The 19,791-nt window shown below is 44.4% G+C and carries 21 protein-coding genes; 8 read left to right on the top strand and 13 right to left on the bottom strand.

Translation table 11 applies throughout. The features are described from left to right. Nucleotides 1-87 precede the first annotated feature (87 nt). The 8 genes from fusA to fkpA all read right to left on the bottom strand — a co-directional run bounded on the left by fusA (nt 88) and on the right by fkpA (nt 6,325). The gene (fusA, locus tag LG003_RS18615) at nt 88-2,196 is read right to left on the bottom strand and encodes an elongation factor G (RefSeq protein WP_112879358.1); all 2,109 of its coding nucleotides are present in this window, start codon (nt 2,194-2,196) and stop codon (nt 88-90) included. 80 nt (nt 2,197-2,276) lie between these two features. Beyond that, nucleotides 2,277-2,747 carry a 30S ribosomal protein S7 gene (rpsG, locus tag LG003_RS18620; RefSeq protein WP_011144816.1) on the bottom strand — a complete coding sequence of 157 codons (471 nt, stop codon included), beginning with the start codon at nt 2,745-2,747 and terminating at the stop codon, nt 2,277-2,279. Nucleotides 2,748-2,844: 97 nt separating this feature from the next. Continuing rightward, nucleotides 2,845-3,219: a 30S ribosomal protein S12 gene (gene rpsL, locus LG003_RS18625; RefSeq protein ID WP_011144815.1), complete on the bottom strand. Its 375-nt coding sequence runs from the start codon at nt 3,217-3,219 to the stop codon at nt 2,845-2,847. A gap of 136 nt (nt 3,220-3,355) precedes the next feature. Beyond that, entirely contained in the window at nt 3,356-3,643 is a 288-nt protein-coding gene (gene tusB / locus LG003_RS18630; RefSeq protein ID WP_112879357.1) for a sulfurtransferase complex subunit TusB, read from the bottom strand. 20 nt (nt 3,644-3,663) lie between these two features. Continuing rightward, nucleotides 3,664-4,023: a sulfurtransferase complex subunit TusC gene (gene tusC / locus LG003_RS18635; protein WP_112879356.1), complete on the bottom strand. Its 360-nt coding sequence runs from the start codon at nt 4,021-4,023 to the stop codon at nt 3,664-3,666. 9 nt (nt 4,024-4,032) lie between these two features. After that, entirely contained in the window at nt 4,033-4,428 is a 396-nt protein-coding gene (tusD, locus tag LG003_RS18640) for a sulfurtransferase complex subunit TusD (RefSeq protein ID WP_112879355.1), read from the bottom strand. Next, the gene (locus LG003_RS18645; RefSeq protein ID WP_036779966.1) at nt 4,428-5,150 is read right to left on the bottom strand and encodes a helix-turn-helix transcriptional regulator; all 723 of its coding nucleotides are present in this window, start codon (nt 5,148-5,150) and stop codon (nt 4,428-4,430) included. Before LG003_RS18645 ends, tusD begins: the two co-directional genes overlap by 1 nt. Before the next feature lie 410 nt (nt 5,151-5,560). Next, nucleotides 5,561-6,325 (bottom strand): FKBP-type peptidyl-prolyl cis-trans isomerase, encoded by a 765-nt coding sequence (gene fkpA, locus LG003_RS18650; RefSeq protein ID WP_112879353.1) that lies wholly within the window; start codon nt 6,323-6,325, stop codon nt 5,561-5,563. A gap of 250 nt (nt 6,326-6,575) precedes the next feature. Here fkpA and LG003_RS18655 point away from each other — a divergent pair, with 250 nt between their 5' ends. Beyond that, nucleotides 6,576-6,794 carry a protein SlyX gene (locus LG003_RS18655; RefSeq protein WP_112879352.1) on the top strand — a complete coding sequence of 73 codons (219 nt, stop codon included), beginning with the start codon at nt 6,576-6,578 and terminating at the stop codon, nt 6,792-6,794. Nucleotides 6,795-6,899: 105 nt separating this feature from the next. On the opposite strand, the gene slyD is transcribed toward LG003_RS18655, so the two are convergent. The 4 genes from slyD to kefG all read right to left on the bottom strand — a co-directional run bounded on the left by slyD (nt 6,900) and on the right by kefG (nt 10,144). Next, nucleotides 6,900-7,469: a peptidylprolyl isomerase gene (slyD, locus tag LG003_RS18660; protein WP_112879351.1), complete on the bottom strand. Its 570-nt coding sequence runs from the start codon at nt 7,467-7,469 to the stop codon at nt 6,900-6,902. A gap of 88 nt (nt 7,470-7,557) precedes the next feature. Next, nucleotides 7,558-7,761: a YheV family putative zinc ribbon protein gene (locus tag LG003_RS18665; RefSeq protein WP_036813523.1), complete on the bottom strand. Its 204-nt coding sequence runs from the start codon at nt 7,759-7,761 to the stop codon at nt 7,558-7,560. Continuing rightward, the gene (kefB, locus tag LG003_RS18670; protein WP_112879350.1) at nt 7,745-9,589 is read right to left on the bottom strand and encodes a glutathione-regulated potassium-efflux system protein KefB; all 1,845 of its coding nucleotides are present in this window, start codon (nt 9,587-9,589) and stop codon (nt 7,745-7,747) included. The genes LG003_RS18665 and kefB overlap by 17 nt, the downstream gene beginning before the upstream one ends. A 3-nt stretch (nt 9,590-9,592) precedes the next feature. Next, nucleotides 9,593-10,144 carry a glutathione-regulated potassium-efflux system ancillary protein KefG gene (kefG, locus tag LG003_RS18675; RefSeq protein ID WP_112879349.1) on the bottom strand — a complete coding sequence of 184 codons (552 nt, stop codon included), beginning with the start codon at nt 10,142-10,144 and terminating at the stop codon, nt 9,593-9,595. A gap of 122 nt (nt 10,145-10,266) precedes the next feature. Between kefG and LG003_RS18680 the strand changes: the two genes are divergently transcribed. After that, nucleotides 10,267-12,192: an ABC transporter ATP-binding protein gene (locus tag LG003_RS18680; protein WP_262981359.1), complete on the top strand. Its 1,926-nt coding sequence runs from the start codon at nt 10,267-10,269 to the stop codon at nt 12,190-12,192. Nucleotides 12,193-12,399: 207 nt separating this feature from the next. Here the strand turns inward: LG003_RS18680 and LG003_RS18685 are convergent, their stop codons facing one another. Further along, nucleotides 12,400-12,972 carry a tyrosine-type DNA invertase gene (locus LG003_RS18685; protein WP_112879347.1) on the bottom strand — a complete coding sequence of 191 codons (573 nt, stop codon included), beginning with the start codon at nt 12,970-12,972 and terminating at the stop codon, nt 12,400-12,402. Between the two features lie 683 nt (nt 12,973-13,655). On the opposite strand from LG003_RS18685, the gene LG003_RS18690 reads away from it, so the two are divergent. The 6 genes from LG003_RS18690 (at nt 13,656) to LG003_RS18715 (ending at nt 19,787) form a co-directional block, all read left to right on the top strand. Then, entirely contained in the window at nt 13,656-14,222 is a 567-nt protein-coding gene (locus LG003_RS18690; RefSeq protein WP_112879346.1) for a fimbrial protein, read from the top strand. 159 nt (nt 14,223-14,381) lie between these two features. Then, nucleotides 14,382-14,948 (top strand): fimbrial protein, encoded by a 567-nt coding sequence (locus LG003_RS18695; protein ID WP_112879345.1) that lies wholly within the window; start codon nt 14,382-14,384, stop codon nt 14,946-14,948. Next, nucleotides 14,948-17,506: an outer membrane usher protein gene (locus tag LG003_RS18700; protein ID WP_262981360.1), complete on the top strand. Its 2,559-nt coding sequence runs from the start codon at nt 14,948-14,950 to the stop codon at nt 17,504-17,506. The genes LG003_RS18695 and LG003_RS18700 overlap by 1 nt, the downstream gene beginning before the upstream one ends. A 43-nt stretch (nt 17,507-17,549) precedes the next feature. Further along, nucleotides 17,550-18,305, top strand: a complete 756-nt coding sequence (locus tag LG003_RS18705) for a fimbria/pilus periplasmic chaperone (protein ID WP_146747922.1) — start codon at nt 17,550-17,552, stop codon at nt 18,303-18,305. A gap of 42 nt (nt 18,306-18,347) precedes the next feature. Then, on the top strand, nt 18,348-18,944 hold the full coding sequence (locus LG003_RS18710; RefSeq protein ID WP_112879344.1) for a fimbrial protein: 597 nt from the start codon (nt 18,348-18,350) through the stop codon (nt 18,942-18,944). Nucleotides 18,945-18,956: 12 nt separating this feature from the next. Next, the gene (locus LG003_RS18715; protein WP_112879343.1) at nt 18,957-19,787 is read left to right on the top strand and encodes an MrpH family fimbial adhesin; all 831 of its coding nucleotides are present in this window, start codon (nt 18,957-18,959) and stop codon (nt 19,785-19,787) included. Nucleotides 19,788-19,791: the final 4 nt, after the last annotated feature.

Here is a 19,791-nt window from a genome sequence, read left to right on the forward strand (position 1 = left end):
TTTTCTTTAGACACGACTCTATTCCTTAATATCGCACCCTCATCATATTGGAGAGGGAGCTGAATCTAGATATTAAACCCGAAAAACTTATTTAGCTTTACGAGATTCGATAATAGCCTGAGCGACGTTGCTCGGCGCTTCATTGTACTTCAGGAACTCCATAGAGTAAGAAGCACGACCTTGGGTCTGAGAACGCAGGTCAGTAGCATAACCAAACATTTCAGATAATGGTACCTGAGCACGTACGATTTTACCGGTAGTCATATCTTCCATACCGTCAATCATACCACGGCGGCGGTTTAGGTCACCGATAACGTCACCCATGTAATCTTCTGGTGTTTCAACTTCAACTTTCATGATAGGCTCCAGCAGAGCTGGTTTCGCCTTCATAAAGCCTTCTTTGAAGCCCATAGAACCTGCGATTTTGAACGCCATTTCAGAAGAGTCCACTTCGTGGTAAGAGCCATCGAATAGTGCCACTTTAACGTCAACAATCGGGTAACCGGCCAGAACACCATTTTTCATTTGTTCCTGAATACCCTTATCTACTGCCGGGATATATTCTTTAGGAACAACACCACCAACGATTTCATTGGCGAATTCATAGCCTACGCCACCGGGTTCCATTGGTTCAATACGCAGCCATACGTGGCCAAACTGACCACGACCACCAGACTGACGAACAAATTTACCTTCTTGCTCAACAGTAGAACGGATGGTTTCACGGTAAGCAACCTGAGGTTTACCGACGTTCGCTTCAACTTTGAACTCACGACGCATACGGTCAACCAGAACATCCAAGTGAAGCTCACCCATACCGGCGATAATAGTCTGACCAGATTCTTCATCGGTAGACACGCGGAATGATGGGTCTTCTTGAGCCAGACGACCTAAAGCGATACCCATTTTTTCCTGGTCAGCTTTAGTTTTTGGCTCAATAGCAACAGAAATGACTGGCTCTGGGAATTCCATACGCTCCAAGATAATTGGGGAGTTGATATCACACAGCGTATCACCGGTAGTCACATCTTTCAGGCCAATCGCAGCCGCGATGTCACCTGCACGAACTTCTTTAATTTCTTCACGTTTATTAGCATGCATCTGAACGATACGGCCAAAACGCTCTTTTCTGTCTTTCACTGGGTTAAGAACGGTATCACCGGAATTAACCACACCAGAGTAGACACGGAAGAAGGTCAAGTTACCAACGAACGGGTCAGTAGCGATTTTAAACGCCAGTGCCGAAAATGGTTCGTTGTCGTCAGAGTGACGCTCTGCCGACGTATCTTTACCGTCTGGCAGAATACCTTTAATGGATTCAACATCCGTTGGTGCTGGCAGGTACTCAATAACTGCATCCAGCATTGCCTGAACACCTTTGTTCTTAAATGCAGAACCACAAGTAACCAGGATGATTTCGTTAGTCAGAACACGATGACGCAGACCAGCTTTGATCTCTTCTTCAGTCAGTTCTTCACCGCCAAGGTATTTTTCCATCAGCTCTTCTGATGCTTCCGCAGCGGCTTCAATCAAATTGCTACGCCATTCTTCCGCCAGATCCTGCATATCAGCTGGGATATCTTCGTAAGTGAAGGTGGTTCCCTGATCTTCATCGTTCCAGTTGATGGCTTTCATTTTCACCAAGTCAACAACACCGGTGAACACATCTTCTGCACCAATGGCTAATTGCAGAGGTACTGGGTTTGCCGCCAAGCGAGTTTTGAGCTGCTCAACAACGCGTAAGAAATTCGCTCCCATACGGTCCATTTTGTTAACGAACGCGATACGTGGAACTCTATATTTATTTGCCTGACGCCATACGGTTTCGGACTGTGGCTGAACACCACCAACCGCACAATAAACCATGACCGCACCGTCAAGAACACGCATGGAACGTTCTACTTCGATGGTGAAGTCAACGTGCCCTGGAGTGTCGATGATGTTGATACGGTGCGCATCAAACTGCTTAGCCATACCTGACCAGAAAGCAGTTGTTGCTGCGGAGGTGATGGTAATACCACGCTCCTGCTCCTGTTCCATCCAGTCCATAGTAGCAGCGCCATCATGAACTTCACCGATCTTATGGTTTACACCAGTGTAGAACAGAATACGTTCGGTAGTGGTGGTCTTACCGGCGTCGATGTGTGCACTGATACCGATGTTACGGTAGCGTGCAATGGGTGTTGTACGAGCCATTTGATTCCTCTATTCCTAGGACGTTCAATGTAAATCTGGGTGGCAGAACAGCCACCCAGGGCATCATCACTACGATGAGATTACCAACGGTAGTGTGCGAACGCCTTGTTAGCTTCTGCCATACGGTGAACGTCTTCACGTTTCTTAACAGCAGTGCCTTTATTCTCGGCTGCATCAGATAATTCGTTCGCCAGGCGTAGGGCCATAGATTTATCACCGCGTTTACGAGCAGCTTCAACGATCCAACGCATTGCTAACGCATTGCGACGAACCGGACGAACTTCAACTGGAACCTGATAAGTAGAACCACCAACACGGCGGGACTTAACTTCCACGGTTGGACGCACATTATCCAATGCAAGTTCAAACGCTTCCAGGTGCTCTTTACCAGAGCGCTGAGCCAGGGTCTCAAGCGCACTATATACAATTGCTTCCGCAGTAGATTTTTTACCATCTACCATCAGGATATTGACGAATTTGGCCAGTAATTCAGATCCAAACTTTGGATCTGGCAGAATTTTACGCTGACCAATTACACGACGACGTGGCATGGAAATACTCCGTTTCGAATTCAGGGTTGTCCAAAACTCTATGAGTTTATTTTGACATTAAGGTAAATAATGTTTGGCCTTACTTAACGGAGTACCATTAAGCTTTTGGCTTCTTCACACCGTACTTAGAGCGACCTTGTTTACGGTCTTTAACACCGGAACAGTCCAGTGCACCGCGAACAGTGTGGTAACGCACACCTGGCAAGTCTTTAACACGACCGCCACGGATCAGAATTACGGAGTGTTCCTGCAAGTTGTGGCCTTCACCACCGATGTAAGAAGAAACTTCGTAACCGTTAGTCAAACGCACACGACATACTTTACGCAGTGCAGAGTTTGGTTTTTTAGGGGTGGTGGTATATACGCGAGTACATACGCCGCGCTTCTGCGGGCAAGCTTCCAGAGCAGGAACGTTGCTTTTTGCAACCTTCATGCTACGGGGTTTGCGCACCAGCTGGTTAATAGTTGCCATTATTAAAAAAACTCCTGGTTTTTTTGCTTCGTAAACACGGATTAAATCTCTTGTCTGCCCTAACGGCAAAACACGAGGACGCGGAATTTTATGGCTGACTCGCCAAAGTGTCAAGAAATATACAGCTTTTTCTCAACTACCAGGCGAATTGTTGATGGTGTTTTACCGTCAGGTTAACAAAGTCAGTATAGTCGATCACTTGCACTTTGTCTGAAACCTGATCGTCCAATCCCCGCGCCTCAATATCTTCTTTTAGCGCATACAATGTAGCACCACGACTGATCAACGCCGGCAGATAGCAATTACCCTCAATACCTGCCAGTACACCATCCTGAATAAATAAGATGTCATCACCACTGGCAAGCAGCTTGGATATCACATTGAAATCACATTGATATGGCGATCGGCCAACAGTATATAGCATCTCATTGTCCTTCCAATAGCTCAGAATGTCAGCACAACATCATAGTCAACCAGTTTCTCACGGATCGTTTCTGCGGGTATCACTTTCGCATCCAGAACAAAATGATTGACTGAGCTTAATCCACGCATAACAAGGTCTTCCTGGCACAAATAACATTCTTCAATATCGTACAAAGGCAACACCTTAAAAGTAGCGATATAGTTTCTGGAGAGAATTCTGTCAGGCTGCTGATCTGGTAATAGTTGAAACACACCGTCAGAAATAAAAAATACACCTATCTTTTCTGTTAATGCCGAAGTTGCCAGCAATGCATCTAGACCTTCTCTACCCCCTGCATCACCATGAGGCGCTTTAGTGAAGACAAAAGCGATTTTTTTCATTTTTGCCTCTCAGAATTGCACCACACGGTCGCAAGTTAGCATAGCTTCAGCCAGTGTTCCCAATCCGCTTAATTCAAACCCTTCAGCCAAGTTTGCTACCGGTAAGTTCAACTCACTTGCCTGCTGAACATCAAGAACACCACGGCGAAGGGCAGCGGCAATACAAATGTGCATGCTAAACCGGTGCTCCGTTGCCATCATCTGCCATGCGCTAACCAAGTTAAACTCATCACTGGCTGGTGCAGTCAACTGATTGCCGTTATAAACCCCTTCCCGATAAAAAAATACAGTATTAAGTTTATGCCCCATCGAAATCAAAGCTTGGGCGAATTGGTAAGCACTGCTGGCTTGTTGGGTGCCATATGCAGGCCCCGTAACCAGCAGACAATAAGACAGCGAAGACATTACCGCTCAGGCCCTAAACATTCACCATTTTTAAACTGACGAATATAGAGATAAACAGTATGTTTAGAAATATTTAAACGCTCAGCAACCTGATTGATTGCATCTTTAATATCAAAAATACCTTTCTCATAGAGATTCAGAACCACCTGTCTGTTCTTGGCATTATTGGATACACTGCGATCAATATTAACTTCTTCGATAGTATACTCCAGCGTTTGCGCAACCAAATCATCCACGGATGAGGCAAAATTTACATTTGGTGCGACATCATGTGTTTCCTCTGGAATAAATGTCTGAATAATTTCAGAGAAAGGGACATCAAGATTCATATTAATGCACAAAAGGCCGATCACTCGGCGATTCCGGTTGCGGATCGCAATCGTGACTGACTTCATCAATGAACCGCTTTTCGCTCGGGTAAAATAGGCTTTGGATGCACTACAATCTTCGTCTGTAATGTCATGTAACATACGCAGCGCAAGATCAGTGATAGGTGAACCTATTTTACGACCTGTATGTTCTCCGTTGGCTATTCTGACGGCTGAACATTTCAGATCTTCCAATGAATGAAGGACAATCTCACAATGCCCACCAATTAGCATAGCCAAGCCATCAACTGCGGCTTCATAAGACTTTAAAATTTCGTGGTCCGTTTCAGTAAACGGTTGGTTTTCCAGTAAATCGACATCACTGATATCACCAGATAATAACGGGTTAGACATTAAATACACCATCCTTCAATCGCAGACAACGTCTTGCTAAAAACACAACGTGATAAACCTATAAAGATTTCTTGTGAAAATTCAATTATTGCAGCTTAACAGAGATCCTAATCAAAGATCTTTGCATTCACATGAAATATTGACGTTAAAACCACATGACATCATCGTCAAGCCATTGCTACTCAGACATTTGGTCTCTATCACAGCTTTCAGTAACAAAAAACCGTTGACAGAATCTCTACCAACGGTTTTATCCGTATTCATCAAAGATATTTAGCGAATATACCCGTTATCTTTCAAGTTGCCTCTTTGTTGGCTGCGCTCGCTCACCCCGATCACATAGTTAGCTATGCTCCCGGGGATTCTCTCCCTTGCCGTCGCGATGCATCTTGAAATCCATGGGGTATAGCTTACTTAGCTTTGGTCTCCGCTTTAACATCCAGCAACTCAATATCAAATACTAGTGTCGAATTTGCAGGAATACCTGGCAGGTCCGCTTTACCATAGGCCAGCTCTGGTGGAATAACCAGTTTAATTTTTCCACCTTTTTTCACATTCTGTAAACCTTCTGTCCAACCTGGGATAACGCTATCCAGGCGAATAGAAAGGGGTTCATTACGTTTATAGGAGCTATCGAACTCTTTACCGTCAATCAATGTCCCCCGGTAGTTCACAACTACCGTGTCGCTTGCCACAGGCTTCTTACCGCTGCCTTCCTTCTCTATTTTATATAAAAGGCCGGTTTTACTCTTAATGACCCCCTTTTCCTTAGCAAATTCTTCACGATATTTAACGCCTTTAGCTTCATTCTCTTTGGCTTCTTTTTCCATCTTAGCTTCAGCGGCAGATTTCACTTTACCTTCAAATGCACGCAGCGTATTTTCAATTTCGCTGTCAGTCAGTTTGCTCTTGTTATTAAAAGCATCCTGCACACCCGATAACAATTGATCTTTATCCAATGGGATACCCAGAGATTTCTGTTCTTTCAGGGTGTTTTGCATATAACGCCCTAAAGATGCGCCCAGAGCATAAGCATTTTGCTGATCTTCTGTTTTAAATGCGCTGTTCAATTCTGTGCTACTCTGACTATCTGCTTTAGCCGCCAGCACCTGAGGGGCACCGAAAGCCATCGCTAATGTGGTAGCAAGCAGGGTAATTTTAAACAATGATTTCATCTGTTTCTCCAATAGCTTTGGGGGATTTTACCGTCAGCAAAAGTTATGCAACCAAGTCACTATAACCGTCTACAGGAGCACAATACAATATTTGCCGTTTTTTAGTGCCCCAAGCTTATTAGGACAACATGAATGACAAGAGGTTTCATAACAACCGCATTTCACAGAATATTCTGGGCATAGTAGGCTACTCTTAATTAATATGAGGCATCTAACACGGGCAATACAGGACCTGAAACGGGAGAAAATCATGGATCTGTCAGAATTTGAGCAACGGCTTGAGCGTTTGGAAAGTCGAATTGTCTTTCAAGAAAGAACTATCGAAGAATTAAATCAGGTAGTGACTGAACAGCAAATGGAGATCACTAAATTAAGAGATCATTTGCGGTTGATGACAGAACGATTGAAAGCCACTCAACCCTCAATGATCGCTTCACAATCTGAGGAAACACCTCCTCCTCATTACTAGGAAAGGCATTAAACTACAATAAATTAGGGCAAGCGCTGAAACCAACTATCCCAAACTTGCCCCGCTTTTTTTAAATATTAAAAGTCCACTATCCGCTTTAGCTTATCAGTGGCAACCGCCACCACCGCAGCATCCGTGTCCTTCATTATGATGATGATCGTCGTCATCGCCGTGACCACCGCAGCACCCTTCACCATGTTCGTGACCATGAGCACCATGAACATGACCATGAGCCAGTTCTTCTTCAGTCGCTTCACGGATGGCAATAACTTCAACATTGAATTTTAGATTCTGACCAGCCAGCATATGGTTACCATCAACCACAACATGCTCATCTTCAACTGCTGTAATTTCTACGGGTACTGGCCCCATATCGGTATCAGCCAGGAAACGCATGCCAACTTCCAGTTCATCAACACCAACAAAGACATCTTTTGGTACACGCTGAACCAGATTGTCATCATACTGACCATAGGCATCATCAGCCTGTACGCTGACATCAAAACTCTCACCCGCCTCACGGCCTTCTAGCGCCTTTTCCAAACCGCTAATCAATGAACCACGGCCATGCAGATAGTCCAACGGCGCACTCGCCGGTGACTCATCAACTAAAACACCATCTTCTGTTCTTACTTGATAAGCCAAGCTGACTACCAAATCTTTTGCTACTTTCATGACATCTCCTACCCGTGGGTCTAAAAATTTTTACCGATTGTAGCGGAATTTTCAGTCTCTGTACTCACTCGCGCTAATATTCACATAATTATTGTGGGGTAAAAATACCAATAACCTGCTCCTGCTTTCTGACATGAGAGGTCACTTTCTCATCAGTCTGGCGTTGTTGGTGACCACAATGGACACATTCCACCACATCCACCTGATCTTCTTGCCACATTGCCAGCGTGTCCTGAGAGTGACATTCTGGGCAGACAGCACCGGCAATAAATCTCTTACGGCTTACTGACATGATTTGCTCCGCTATTATTCATGTATTCATGCTCATTCCAACCATCCGGTTGGCGACGTTCATTCAGCATTTCCCGTTCGAATAGCTCTTCCAGTTCCCGTCGCGCCTCTTTTATACGAGATATGTGAGCCACATCACCCTGTAGCTGCGGCATAAGTTCTCTTAGCATCCGCATATCTAACCGCTGGAAATGTTGTTTTGCTCGATTAGCTTTATGCGGATGCATTCCCAATTCGACTAAGGTTTTACGCCCCAGATCCAAGGCACTGGAGAAAGTTTCACGGGTGAAATTTTCTATTCCATTTTGTAGCAGTTCATGCGCTTCCAGGCGTCCTCTGGCTCGCGCCATAATATGCAGATTAGGGAAATGTTTCTGGCATAAATGAACGATCATCATGGTATCTTCCGGCTCATTACAGGTGATGACTATCGCTTTGGCTTTCTCCGCGCCTGCCGAACGTAGCAGCTCCAATTCAGCCGCATCGCCATAATAAACTTTATAGCCATAACGCCGCATAGTACTCACAGCACTGACATCGCGTTCTAACACCGTTATACGGATTTTATTCACCATTAGAAGACGACCGATTACCTGTCCGAACCGGCCAAAACCCACTAAAATCACCTGCGGATCATCATTTTCTACAAAGGGCTGTTCATCTGTCTCATCTTTGGCATTATAACGGCGTGCCAGAATAGCATCTATCAATTGCATGACAAGCGGCGTTGTCATCATCGATATCGTCACCACGACCAGCAACAAAGCCATCTGCCCACTATTGAGCACATTCCGGCTCAGTGCAGCAGAAAACAGAACAAAGGCGAATTCTCCCCCCTGGCTGAGTACGCCAGAAAATTGCAAGCAGGATGCACCCCGTAAGCCAGCACTCATTGCGATAAGATACAAAACAATGCCTTTCACAATCACCAAAGCCAGCACACCAAGTAGTACTTCGGACATATGTATCAGTAATACCCCTAGATTCAGAGACATACCGACCGAAATAAAAAACAACCCCAACAGCAATCCTTTGAACGGTTCTATGGAGATTTCCAGTTCATGGCGGTATTCACTATCTGCCAGTAATACTCCGGCGATAAAGGTTCCGAGCGCCATAGAAAAACCGAGCGCTTCCATAAATAGCGCTGAGCTGAGTACCACCAGTAACGCCGCCGCAGTAAATAACTCACGTACTCCAGCTCTGACGACCAAACGAAACAACGGACGTAACAGATAACGGCCACCGAGCAACATGCCAGCAAAAGCAGCAATTTTTAACGCTATTCGATACCAGTCACCGGAGGCTGTTCCACCTGCCAACAACGGAATCAATGCCAAAGCCGGGATCACCGCCATATCTTGAAATAGCAAAACCGAGAAACCAAGCTGCCCGCCTTCATTGCGGTTCATGCCCTTCTCTTTCATGAGTTGCAGGGCCATTGCCGTTGAGGACATCGCCATACCGATACCACCAATAACCGCCGCTTGCCATGAAAAATCGGTCAGATATAACAACACAGCCAGCACACTCGCCGTGAAAATAACCTGAGCCGCACCGACACCAAAAATAGATCGTCTGAGTTGCCAGAGTTTAGCGGGGTTAAGTTCAAGGCCGATGATAAACATCAGAAAAACAATCCCTAACTCCGAGAAATGAAGAATATCATCAACATCCCTGATAAAACTCAACCCCCACGGACCCAAGACAATCCCTGCCAACAAATAACCTAATACTGCCCCAATCTTGCATTTCTGTGCGAGTGGCACTGCTACAACGGCAGCAAATAAAAACAATACACCGGCGCTCAATTGCGCTGAATGCTCCATAACTTATAGCCCTCCTAATGATAATGGCGATTTGAGCCACTCACGATAAGCATTAGCATGGATGGCAAGAAGCTCAGGTTTTCGACGGCGTGCCCAATAAATAATAATGGGTGATAACCAATGCATACGGCACATCGCCGCGGTGAGTTCAAAAGGACGAAGGATCTCTTCCATTGAATAGAGATTATACCCATCAGCCTGGAAAGTGCCTTCCGGCTCCCCAGTAGTAATCACTGAACGCCAATATTTTCCCTGTAATGCCAACCCGGTAATACCACTGGCAAACCCCCGAGTCAGCACACGATCCATCCACTCCTTTAATAAAGCTGGACAACTGTAGGTATACAGTGGGTGTTGAAAGACAATCACCTGATGCTCTCGAAGTAGCTGTTGCTCATGATGAACATCAATAAAAAAGTCTGGATAAGCTCCATATAAGTCGTGGACCGTAACATGCTCTAAACCCTGCACAGGTTGTAACAAAACACGATTTGCTACTGAATCCTGTGGCTCAGGATGGGCATACAGCAGCAGGACTTTAGGCGGCTGTAACATCGTTCCCTCCTCAAGAACGTGTCAGGACACGTATTTTCCGTTACCATGCATACGAAAGTTATAAAATAAGACGCTTACTATCTGTTATTACTAATTTAACATATTCTATACAAACGATACTTATGATTGTTTTCTCTTCATTACAAATTCGTCGCGGAACTCGTGTTCTGCTGGACAATGCCAGCGCCACTATCAATCCCGGGCAGAAAGTTGGTCTGGTAGGGAAAAATGGCTGTGGTAAATCTACCCTACTTGCACTATTAAAAAATGAGCTTCAGGCTGAAACAGGCACATTCACTTTTCCCAGTAACTGGGCACTTTCCTGGGTGAATCAGGAAACGCCGGCACTGGAAATACCCGCTCTGGAATATGTCATTGATGGTGATCGTGAATTCCGTCAACTGGAACAACAACTGCGGATAGCCAATGAAAAAAATGACGGTAATCTGATTGCTCATCTGCATGGTCAATTAGACACGATTCAAGCCTGGACGATCCGTTCAAGAGCATCAAGTCTACTGCACGGTTTAGGTTTCTCTCAAGAGCAACTTGATCAACCTGTACGTGCATTTTCCGGTGGATGGCGCATGCGCCTCAATCTGGCTCAGGCACTACTCTGCCGTTCTGATTTGCTGTTGCTTGATGAACCCACTAACCATCTTGATCTGGATGCGGTTATCTGGTTGGAAAAATGGCTGAAAAGCTACCCTGGAACATTAATCCTTATCTCCCATGATCGGGATTTTCTCGACCCGATTGCCGATAAGATCCTCCATATAGAACAACAATCTCTGTTTGAGTACAGCGGCAACTACTCATCTTTCGAGCGCCAGCGCGCTACCAAACTGGCGCAACAACAGGCCCTTTATAAAAGTCAGCAAGAGAAAGTTGCCCATCTGCAAAGTTATATTGACCGTTTCCGTGCCAAGGCCAGCAAAGCCAAACAAGCTCAGAGCCGTATCAAGATGCTGGAGCGGATGGAATTAATCGCTCCTGCCCATGTTGATAACCCATTTCATTTCAGTTTCCGTAAACCGGAAAGTCTGCCAAACCCACTCCTGAAAATGGAAAAAGTAAGCGCAGGTTACGGCGAACGGACCGTTTTAAATTCCATCAAACTGAATCTGGTTCCCGGCTCCCGCATTGGCCTGCTTGGCCGTAATGGCGCGGGTAAATCCACGTTGATTAAACTATTGGCTGGCGAACTGCAATCTCAGAGTGGAACCGTAGAATTAGCTAAAGGGATCAAACTGGGGTATTTCGCCCAACATCAACTGGAATATTTACGTGCTGATGAATCACCATTACAGCATTTAGTCCGCATTGCGCCACAAGAAACAGAACAACAACTTAGAGATTATCTGGGCGGCTTTGGTTTCAAAGGCGATCAAGTGACTGACCCAAGTGGGCGTTTTTCCGGGGGAGAAAAAGCACGTTTAGTTTTGGCATTAATGGTCTGGCAACGCCCTAACCTCCTGTTACTTGATGAACCAACGAACCACCTCGACCTGGATATGCGTCAGGCACTGACAGAAGCTTTGATCGACTTTGACGGTGCATTGGTTGTGGTTTCTCACGACCGACATCTATTACGTTCAACAACAGATGAGTTGTATCTGGTTCATGATGGCCGGGTAGAATCGTTCAATGGCGATTTGGAAGATTATCAACAATGGCTGATAGATCAACAACGTCAACAAAATCAGCAAATACGTGAAAACAACGATAAGGAAAAAGAGACATCCAGCCAAAGTGCTCAGGAAAGAAAAGATCAAAAACGGCGTCAAGCTGACTTCCGTAACCAAACGCAGCCATTGCGTAAACAACTGACTAATCTTGAAAACCAGATGGAGAAACTGGGTGGCGAATTGGTTGTACTAGAAAATCAACTTTTAGACAGCGCTATCTATGATAGCAGCCGTAAAGTCGAATTAACTGAACATCTGCAAAAACAAAATCAGACCAAATCAAAACTGGAAGAAATTGAATTATCATGGATGGAAATTCAGGAACAACTTGAAAAAATAACGCAACAATTTGAAGGGTAAATGATTTTACAAATTATCATTCAATAAAAAAATAAAGCGGAAAGAAATAATCCGCTTTATTTTTCGATAACTAAATAAATTAAAAAGCAATTATAATAAATAAAAAAATCAGTATCCTATGATATTCATCATTATCATCAGATGATATTTTTTTGTTGTAAAAGAAATAATTTCTCATATCACAACACATTTTATAGAAAGAAGGTACTAACTGAGTCCTTTTGAAGGAATTTCCCATATATTGGAGAACCGTTTTACATTGCTTGCTGTGTAAATAACAGTATGAGATATATTGCGGTGACCGAGATAATCCTGAATAAGGCGTGTATCTCTTCCCAAATCAGCAAGAGCATAGCCGCAGGCATGTCTTAACATATGTGGATGAGGTGAAATATCGACTAATGCTTGTCTACCATAACGTTTTAACAAACTATAAACCTGATAGCGTGAAATCGCACCTGATTTTTGTGATAAAAAAACCCACGATGTGTCTGATTCTCTCCAGCTCTTACGGATATTAATCCATTGATTTAACGCATTAAGTTCTTCTGGCACCAATGGATGTGTTGTTGATAGTCCCCCTTTTAATCGCCTTACGTGAATAATTCCCGAACTAAGATCAAGATCGGATAGTGTCAGATGACATAGCTCACTGACTCTAAACCCATGAATAAAACACATGAGTAACATGCAATAATCCCGCTCAGCATGACGCCCCTGACGTGCTTTTTCTAAAATCGCATCAATTTCATATCTGGTTAAGAACTTACGCTTCTTCATGAAAATAGTTCCTGTGAGATTTGGGCATATAGTTACTGATAGAGAATATTAATCCAAAGAACTATATCAATTAATAGAGATTTTATGGAATTACTACTCTAAAATTTCATTTATTTATCATAAGAAAGAAATAAATTTTTTTATATATAAATATAAAATCATATATATCATTGAACAGTGATTTTTTGACAGAAAATATCAGGATGTAGAATTTTTATTAAAAATTAAGAAACTATTTTACAACAAAAAACTAAACAGAATGCACCAAACTGTTAATAGTTTTACACAAAACTATCACCTAGGTCAACTTTTATGCTTCTCCAGACTAACAACATATAACCATTTGTAATATATAGTTTTTTTAAAATCTTTTTATTACTTTTAATATTTTATCAATATTATTTTGTAAAAAATCAGTTGATTTGTTTGAACTTAATCAGATATCAATCAATTAGAAAGTTTATAAGTTTAAATTAATGTCTTTTTTTGGATATTAATTCCAAAATATTATCTATTTTAATATTTATAACTAAACAAAACAGTTTGGTGCATTTTGTTTGGTTTTAAAAAATGTTGATATGAGATTTTAAGACCCTTTTTGCATTGGATATCTGGTGTAGGAGCTGAAGTTCCACACTGCTACTTTTGTATGGTTTTATCCTTAAGTTAAGGAATTAATTCACATGAAATTGAATACATTAGTTATGGCTCTCGGATTGGGTGTAACCCTAACAGCAGGTTCTGTCAATGCGCAGACCAAGCCGCCCGCCAGTACTAAAAATACTAACCAAGGCCAAGGAAAAGTGACTTTTGAAGGTTCTATTATTGATGCGCCTTGTTCCATCCACCCCGGTGATGACGATCAGACTGTGAAGCTTGGGCAGATTTCCAACAAAGCACTGGCAGGAGGTGGTAAGTCCACGCCGGTTCCTTTTAATATCCGTTTACTAGACTGTGATGCTAACGGCTTGGAAAAGAAGATTGTAACGGCGACTTTCTCTGGGACACCATCTTCTGTGAATAAGGACCTATTGGCAATTGTTGGTTCGGCCTCTGGTGCGGCTATTGGTATCACCAACGATAACGCCAAACTTATCAAACTGGGACAACAGAGTTCACCCACAATCATCACCGATGGTTCCGATTCGACCATGCACTTCGCTGCTTTCTTACAAGGTGACGGGGCTTCTGCGACTATCGTTCCTGGTGATTTCACCGCTGTGGCTAACTTCACTCTGGCTTACCAATAAAGGTGGTGAAAGAAGCCTTTCTGTACGTTGGAAAGTCTATCTGTTTCTCTTTCCCGCTGTGGCCTAGCCTTCAGGCTGACAGGGGAAACAGCGGGAAAGAGGGGTCCCTACAAGATTAGGGAAATGAATTTGCCGGTAAACCGAATTTTGGGGAGCGAGATGACTCTTCTTAGCCATCCAACCTGTTCTAAGATGTTGCCTTCCCTGCTGACGTTGTTAGTGCTAGCCAGTCTGATATTGTCATTTATGGCAATGGCTATCAGCCAAGAGCATGGCCGCGTCAACATGCAAGGCTCCATCATTGATACACCGTGTACAATTGCTTTGGGCAATCAAGATCAGACCATCGACATATCATCTATTTTGGTCGGACAAATTATCCGCGGTGGTCACGAGCCGGTACGGCTTTTAAGTATACAGTTGATTAATTGTCTGTTGACTCCCGTATTACTGAATCGCCTGAGCAGGTCACACTTTCGAGTGACTTTTGATGGTACGGCTGCTCGTAACGACTTGTTTAGCATGAATGGTGAAGCGAGTGGTGTGGGATTACAGATATCGGACAGTACAGGAGCGGTAGTCGTGCCGGGCAAACCAATGCCTGTAGAGGATCTGCAAATAAGCTCAATGCGGTTGGATTATACTTTACGTCTGGTAACAGCTCACCAAGTGTTACGCGCCGAGGCCCTCCACACCATGATACGTTTCAAACTGGATTATTTCTGATGAAAGGACCCGCCATGCCATCGCTACTTTGTGGAGCGAGGGATAGCTCGGTGGCACTGTGTATCTTGTTAGCTCTTTGTGGCATGCAGGTGGTCAAGGCTGCCGATAGGGTGGAATTCAACACGGATGTTCTTGATGTCAAGGATCGGGCGCGTATTGACTTAAGTCAGTTTTCCCAGGCTGGCTACATTATGCAAGGTAGCTACCAGATGGTATTACGCTTGAATAAAAACGAATTGCCCGAGCAGACGGTACAGTTCATTGCTCCTGATCATGATCCGAAAGGCAGTGAAGCGTGCCTGACGCTAAAGATGGTTGATCAACTGGGACTTAAAGCGGATGCAGTCCGTCAGCTTACTTGGTGGCATAACGGCCAGTGCCTAGAAATAGCTTCTCTGAAAGGTATGGAAGTTCGAGGTGACTTGGGCGCTGGGGCACTATACATCAGCATGCCGCAGGCTTACTTAGAATATACCGTGGAAAACTGGGATCCGCCGTCACGTTGGGACAATGGGATCTCCGGTATGTTATTTGACTACAGCGTCAATGCACAAGTGACAAATCAGTCAGGTGCAGGCAGCCAAGCGCAATCTTTGAGCGGTAACGGAACAGTTGGGGCCAACTTGGGACCTTGGCGTCTGCGGGCCGATTGGCAGGTGCAGTACAGCCATACGACGGGGCAGGTAGGAAGCGCCCAGCAAAGCTGGGAGTGGGGCCGCTACTATGCCTACCGTGTGATAGCCGCTCTGCGTGCCAAACTGACGTTGGCGGAAGACTACCTCAACTCTGGGATGTTTGACAGTTTTCGTTACATCGGAGCCAGTCTGATATCGGACGACAACATGCTGCCACCGAACCTGCGTGGTTATGCGCCGGAAGTGACTGGAGTGGCGAAAACCAATGCCAAGGTGACCATCAGTCAGCAAGGGCGTGTGATTTATGAAACTCAGGTGGCAGCAGGTCCTTTCAGTATTCAGGATCTGAATACTGCGGTGAATGGCAAGCTGGATGTGAAGGTACAGGAGCAGGATGGCAGCGTACAGACCTTCCAGGTGAATACCGCTAATGTACCCTATCTGACACGTCCAGGTATGGTTCGTTACAAGATTGCCGCCGGTAAACCATCAGACATTAAGCATCGCAGTAAGGGGCCGGGCTTTGCAACTGGAGAATTCTCTTGGGGGGTGAACAACGGTTGGTCGCTGTACGGAGGAGCTTTGCTGGCCAGGGGCTATAACGCTCTGGCTATCGGTATCGGCCGTGACTTGCTCGCGTTTGGTGCATTGTCATTTGATGTGACGCAGTCGCGAGCTCAGTTTCTGCATGATGACACCAAACAAGGAGGCTCGTATCGGGTTAGCTATTCTAAACGCTTTGATGAATACGATAGCCAGATAACATTTGCAGGTTACCGTTTCTCAGAACGTAACTTCATGAGCATGTCGCAGTATTTAGAGGCGCGTTATTACGGTGTCAATAATGGAAGAGGTAAAGAGTTCTATACCATTACGTTTAACAAACAGTTTAAGGAAATGGGGCTTAGTGTTTATCTGAACTACGGCCATCAGACCTACTGGGACCGTCCGAACAACGATACTTATAACCTGTCACTATCGCGTTATTTCGACATCGGACGTTTTAAAAACATTAGCCTGAGCCTAACGGCATATCGGACTCAATACAACGACACTAATGATGACGGTTTGTATCTGAGTATGGCTGTACCGTGGGGTGAAAATAGCACAATAACCTATGACGGTCAGCTTAGCCGTAATAGCAGTAATACTGTGGGTTACTATGACCGTATCGATGACAACAATGCATATCGGATTAATGTTGGTAACGGTCAAGGCGGACGTAGTATTGGTAGTGGTTATTTCACCCATGAGGGGGATATAGCTAAGTTGACAGCGAATGCCAATTTCCGTGGAAGTGAATATAGCGCTATGGGGCTGTCACTTCAGGGGGGAATAACGGCGACGGTGGATGGGGCGGCGCTACACCGTATCAACATGATAGGGGGAACACGCATGATGATCGATGCTGATGGGATTGGTGGTGTACCAATACGCGGTTATGGCAGTGTGACCCATACCAACGTTTTTGGTAAAGCGGTGGTGAGTGATATCAACAGTTACTACCGCAGCAGCGTTAATGTGGACGTGAACCAACTGGCGGATAACGTGGATGCCACTCGCTCGGTGGTACAAGGCACGCTAACGGAAGGCGCTATTGGTTATCGCAAGTTTGGGATGATCGCCGGCGAGAAGGCAATGGCCATTATTAAGTTGACAGACGGTACGGTTCCTCCATTTGGCGCTGTCGTGATGAACGAACGTGAAGTGCAAACTGGCATCGTGAATGATGAAGGAAGTGTGTGGTTAACCGGCATTAATCCTGGCGAGAACATGAGTGTGCATTGGAATGGTCGCATACAGTGTCTCATCACATTGCCGAAATCTCTTCTCGCCAACTTGATGAATAATCTGTTGTTACCTTGTCGGCATGTTAAAGGGATTGGTGGTTCTTTCCAGAAGATTAATAAAAGTGTGGAGTGAATCAGTGGAAATGTTGCCTAAAGATAAGTACAACCGCATGAGTATGACAATGAATAAAAAAAACATAGCAGCTTCTGCTGTCATGTTAGCAGGTATTCTGGCTATTCAGCAGGCTAATGCAGCTATTGCCCTCGATCGCACCCGCGCGGTGTTTAATGGGGAAGATAGATCAATGAGCCTTAGTATCAGTAACCAGAATAAAGAGTTGCCCTATCTTGCACAGGCTTGGATTGAGGACGAACATGGCAACAAGATTAACAATCCACTGACTGCGCTACCGCCACTTCAGAGAGTAGAGCCAGGAGCCAAAAGCCAAGTGAAGTTGCAAGTCACTCAGGGCATCAACATGTTGTCTCAGGATAAAGAGACGCTGTTCTATTTCAACCTCCGGGAAATTCCGCCGAAGTCCAACAAACCCAACACATTGCAGATTGCGCTGCAAACACGTATCAAACTGTTTTATCGGCCAAAGGCTATTACTGCTGGCCGAACAGACCACGAAAATCCTTATCAGGAGAAATTGACGATGACTCGACAAGGGGATCACTATGTGGTTAACAATCCGACGCCGTACTACGTGACCATTGCATCAGCGTCATCCAGCCTAAACGGGGCAGCGGTATCCGGTTTTAATCCGATGATGATCCCACCAAAAGGCAGTGCTGTGTTGGGTGGCAGTGCGTCAGCAATGGGTAACAGCCCTGTACTGATTTTCATCAATGATTTCGGTGGTCGGCCAAAATTAGTGTTTGGTTGTAGTGGTGGCACTTGTACCGTGAAAAGTAGTAAAGCCGGTTGAGATGTTTGCTGAAATTGGGATAACTTAGTAAAGGAGACATGTATGAACACCATCCTAATAAAACTAGATCGAGATGGACTGATACCGTCCTTGTGTCGGTGTAACCGATTACATGTTCTTATAGCGTTGTTGTTCTTGCTTTCGATAAGCTCAGAGTGTGATGCGAAGGATAAATTTGAATCCATTGTTCGTATAAAAGTTAATGTGCTTAGAGAAGCTTGTGATATCCAGCCTGGAGATGATGCAATCACCGTAGACTTCGGTACGGTATTCGGAAAGCACCTTTATCAAAATCAACGTAGTCATAGTAAAGCGTTTTCAATTCACCTCATAAACTGTGATGTGACAAAGGCTCAGGAGGTGAATATAAAATTTCTAGGTAAGGAAAATAATGAGCTTCCTGGGCTTTTGGCTTTTCAACCGGGAAGTCAAGCATCAGGGGCAGCGGTTGGAATAGAGTCTCTGGCTGGAGAACCTATTTCGATAAACAAGACTATTAAAAAATATAGTTTAAATAATGGCAATGCCACGCTGGACTTTAAAGCCTATGTGCAAGGGGAGCCTTCTGCTATCAAAAATCACTCAATAGTATTTGGTAAGTTCTCGGCTATTTCGACGTTTATGTTGGACTATGAGTGAAATGGAGGGAATATGAGGGGCTTTTTCTATCTTGTTTTTTTCATGACATTGGCTGGTGTTCCATTTATAGAGGTAAATGCAGGAGCCTTTGTTACGCCTATTGATATGTACCAAAGCGGTTCAGACACTCGTGTAGTTCTACAAGTAGTTGACTGGACGGAAAATGATACCGACCGAAACCCATGTTACGAATCTGTGTTTTGTTATGTTGGTCCAGATGTGAAATATCGCATTGCCCCTGTAAACCCGGGGATGTATGGTAGCTGTGTACTGGATAATCATTGTCTTAGAATCTCTCAATTTAAGACTAGGAAGGAGGTAGCCAGGGAGTACAAAAAAGCATTTCCGTTGCCATATCGAGCAGAGTTCCTTTTGCGATCCCCTGAGGCAGATTGTATAGGATTGTTTTATATTCTACACCAACCTGATCCACATCGTTCAGATGCACAGCAGTGGCCTGGTAGTGTTTGTGGCAAGGTGCCATCAGTCAAGCAATCTTGCAGTCTTTCTTTGCCATCTGTAATTGATCATGGCAATTTGGGGCAAGAAAATCTCAACGGGAATAAGAAAACAATAACAGGAAATGTGCAGTGCACATTGCCAGCTAACCTGACTTTATATACAAAATCCTCAACAGGTGAAAAGTTTATTTATTTAAATCCTGAAAAAACACTTTACTCCGATGTGGATATCAATGGCTCAAATGCTTGGAATGGTGTTCCAATAACGGTAAGTGGAAATAATCTCTATTCATTTTCTTTTTCATCCAAACTTCAATCATTGGGTAAAGTTGATGCAGGTGCCTATTCGGGAGATGTTATTGTGATTATGGCTTTTAATTAGTTTT

Origin of the sequence: Photorhabdus kleinii, from assembly GCF_025384885.1 — a bacterium.
Classification (GTDB): Bacteria; Pseudomonadota; Gammaproteobacteria; order Enterobacterales; family Enterobacteriaceae; genus Photorhabdus; species Photorhabdus kayaii.

Bases quoted from the DNA above. Each gene is read 5' to 3' on its own strand.
- fusA (WP_112879358.1), bottom strand. From the start codon at position 2,196: ATGGCTCGTACAACACCCATTGCACGCTACCGTAACATCGGTATCAGT.
- rpsG (WP_011144816.1), bottom strand. From the start codon at position 2,747: ATGCCACGTCGTCGTGTAATTGGTCAGCGTAAAATTCTGCCAGATCCA.
- rpsL (WP_011144815.1), bottom strand. From the start codon at position 3,219: ATGGCAACTATTAACCAGCTGGTGCGCAAACCCCGTAGCATGAAGGTT.
- tusB (WP_112879357.1), bottom strand. From the start codon at position 3,643: ATGCTATATACTGTTGGCCGATCGCCATATCAATGTGATTTCAATGTG.
- tusC (WP_112879356.1), bottom strand. From the start codon at position 4,023: ATGAAAAAAATCGCTTTTGTCTTCACTAAAGCGCCTCATGGTGATGCA.
- tusD (WP_112879355.1), bottom strand. From the start codon at position 4,428: ATGTCTTCGCTGTCTTATTGTCTGCTGGTTACGGGGCCTGCATATGGC.
- LG003_RS18645 (WP_036779966.1), bottom strand. From the start codon at position 5,150: ATGTCTAACCCGTTATTATCTGGTGATATCAGTGATGTCGATTTACTG.
- fkpA (WP_112879353.1), bottom strand. From the start codon at position 6,325: ATGAAATCATTGTTTAAAATTACCCTGCTTGCTACCACATTAGCGATG.
- LG003_RS18655 (WP_112879352.1), top strand. From the start codon at position 6,576: ATGGATCTGTCAGAATTTGAGCAACGGCTTGAGCGTTTGGAAAGTCGA.
- slyD (WP_112879351.1), bottom strand. From the start codon at position 7,469: ATGAAAGTAGCAAAAGATTTGGTAGTCAGCTTGGCTTATCAAGTAAGA.
- LG003_RS18665 (WP_036813523.1), bottom strand. From the start codon at position 7,761: ATGTCAGTAAGCCGTAAGAGATTTATTGCCGGTGCTGTCTGCCCAGAA.
- kefB (WP_112879350.1), bottom strand. From the start codon at position 9,589: ATGGAGCATTCAGCGCAATTGAGCGCCGGTGTATTGTTTTTATTTGCT.
- kefG (WP_112879349.1), bottom strand. From the start codon at position 10,144: ATGTTACAGCCGCCTAAAGTCCTGCTGCTGTATGCCCATCCTGAGCCA.
- LG003_RS18680 (WP_262981359.1), top strand. From the start codon at position 10,267: ATGATTGTTTTCTCTTCATTACAAATTCGTCGCGGAACTCGTGTTCTG.
- LG003_RS18685 (WP_112879347.1), bottom strand. From the start codon at position 12,972: ATGAAGAAGCGTAAGTTCTTAACCAGATATGAAATTGATGCGATTTTA.
- LG003_RS18690 (WP_112879346.1), top strand. From the start codon at position 13,656: ATGAAATTGAATACATTAGTTATGGCTCTCGGATTGGGTGTAACCCTA.
- LG003_RS18695 (WP_112879345.1), top strand. From the start codon at position 14,382: ATGACTCTTCTTAGCCATCCAACCTGTTCTAAGATGTTGCCTTCCCTG.
- LG003_RS18700 (WP_262981360.1), top strand. From the start codon at position 14,948: ATGAAAGGACCCGCCATGCCATCGCTACTTTGTGGAGCGAGGGATAGC.
- LG003_RS18705 (WP_146747922.1), top strand. From the start codon at position 17,550: ATGACAATGAATAAAAAAAACATAGCAGCTTCTGCTGTCATGTTAGCA.
- LG003_RS18710 (WP_112879344.1), top strand. From the start codon at position 18,348: ATGAACACCATCCTAATAAAACTAGATCGAGATGGACTGATACCGTCC.
- LG003_RS18715 (WP_112879343.1), top strand. From the start codon at position 18,957: ATGAGGGGCTTTTTCTATCTTGTTTTTTTCATGACATTGGCTGGTGTT.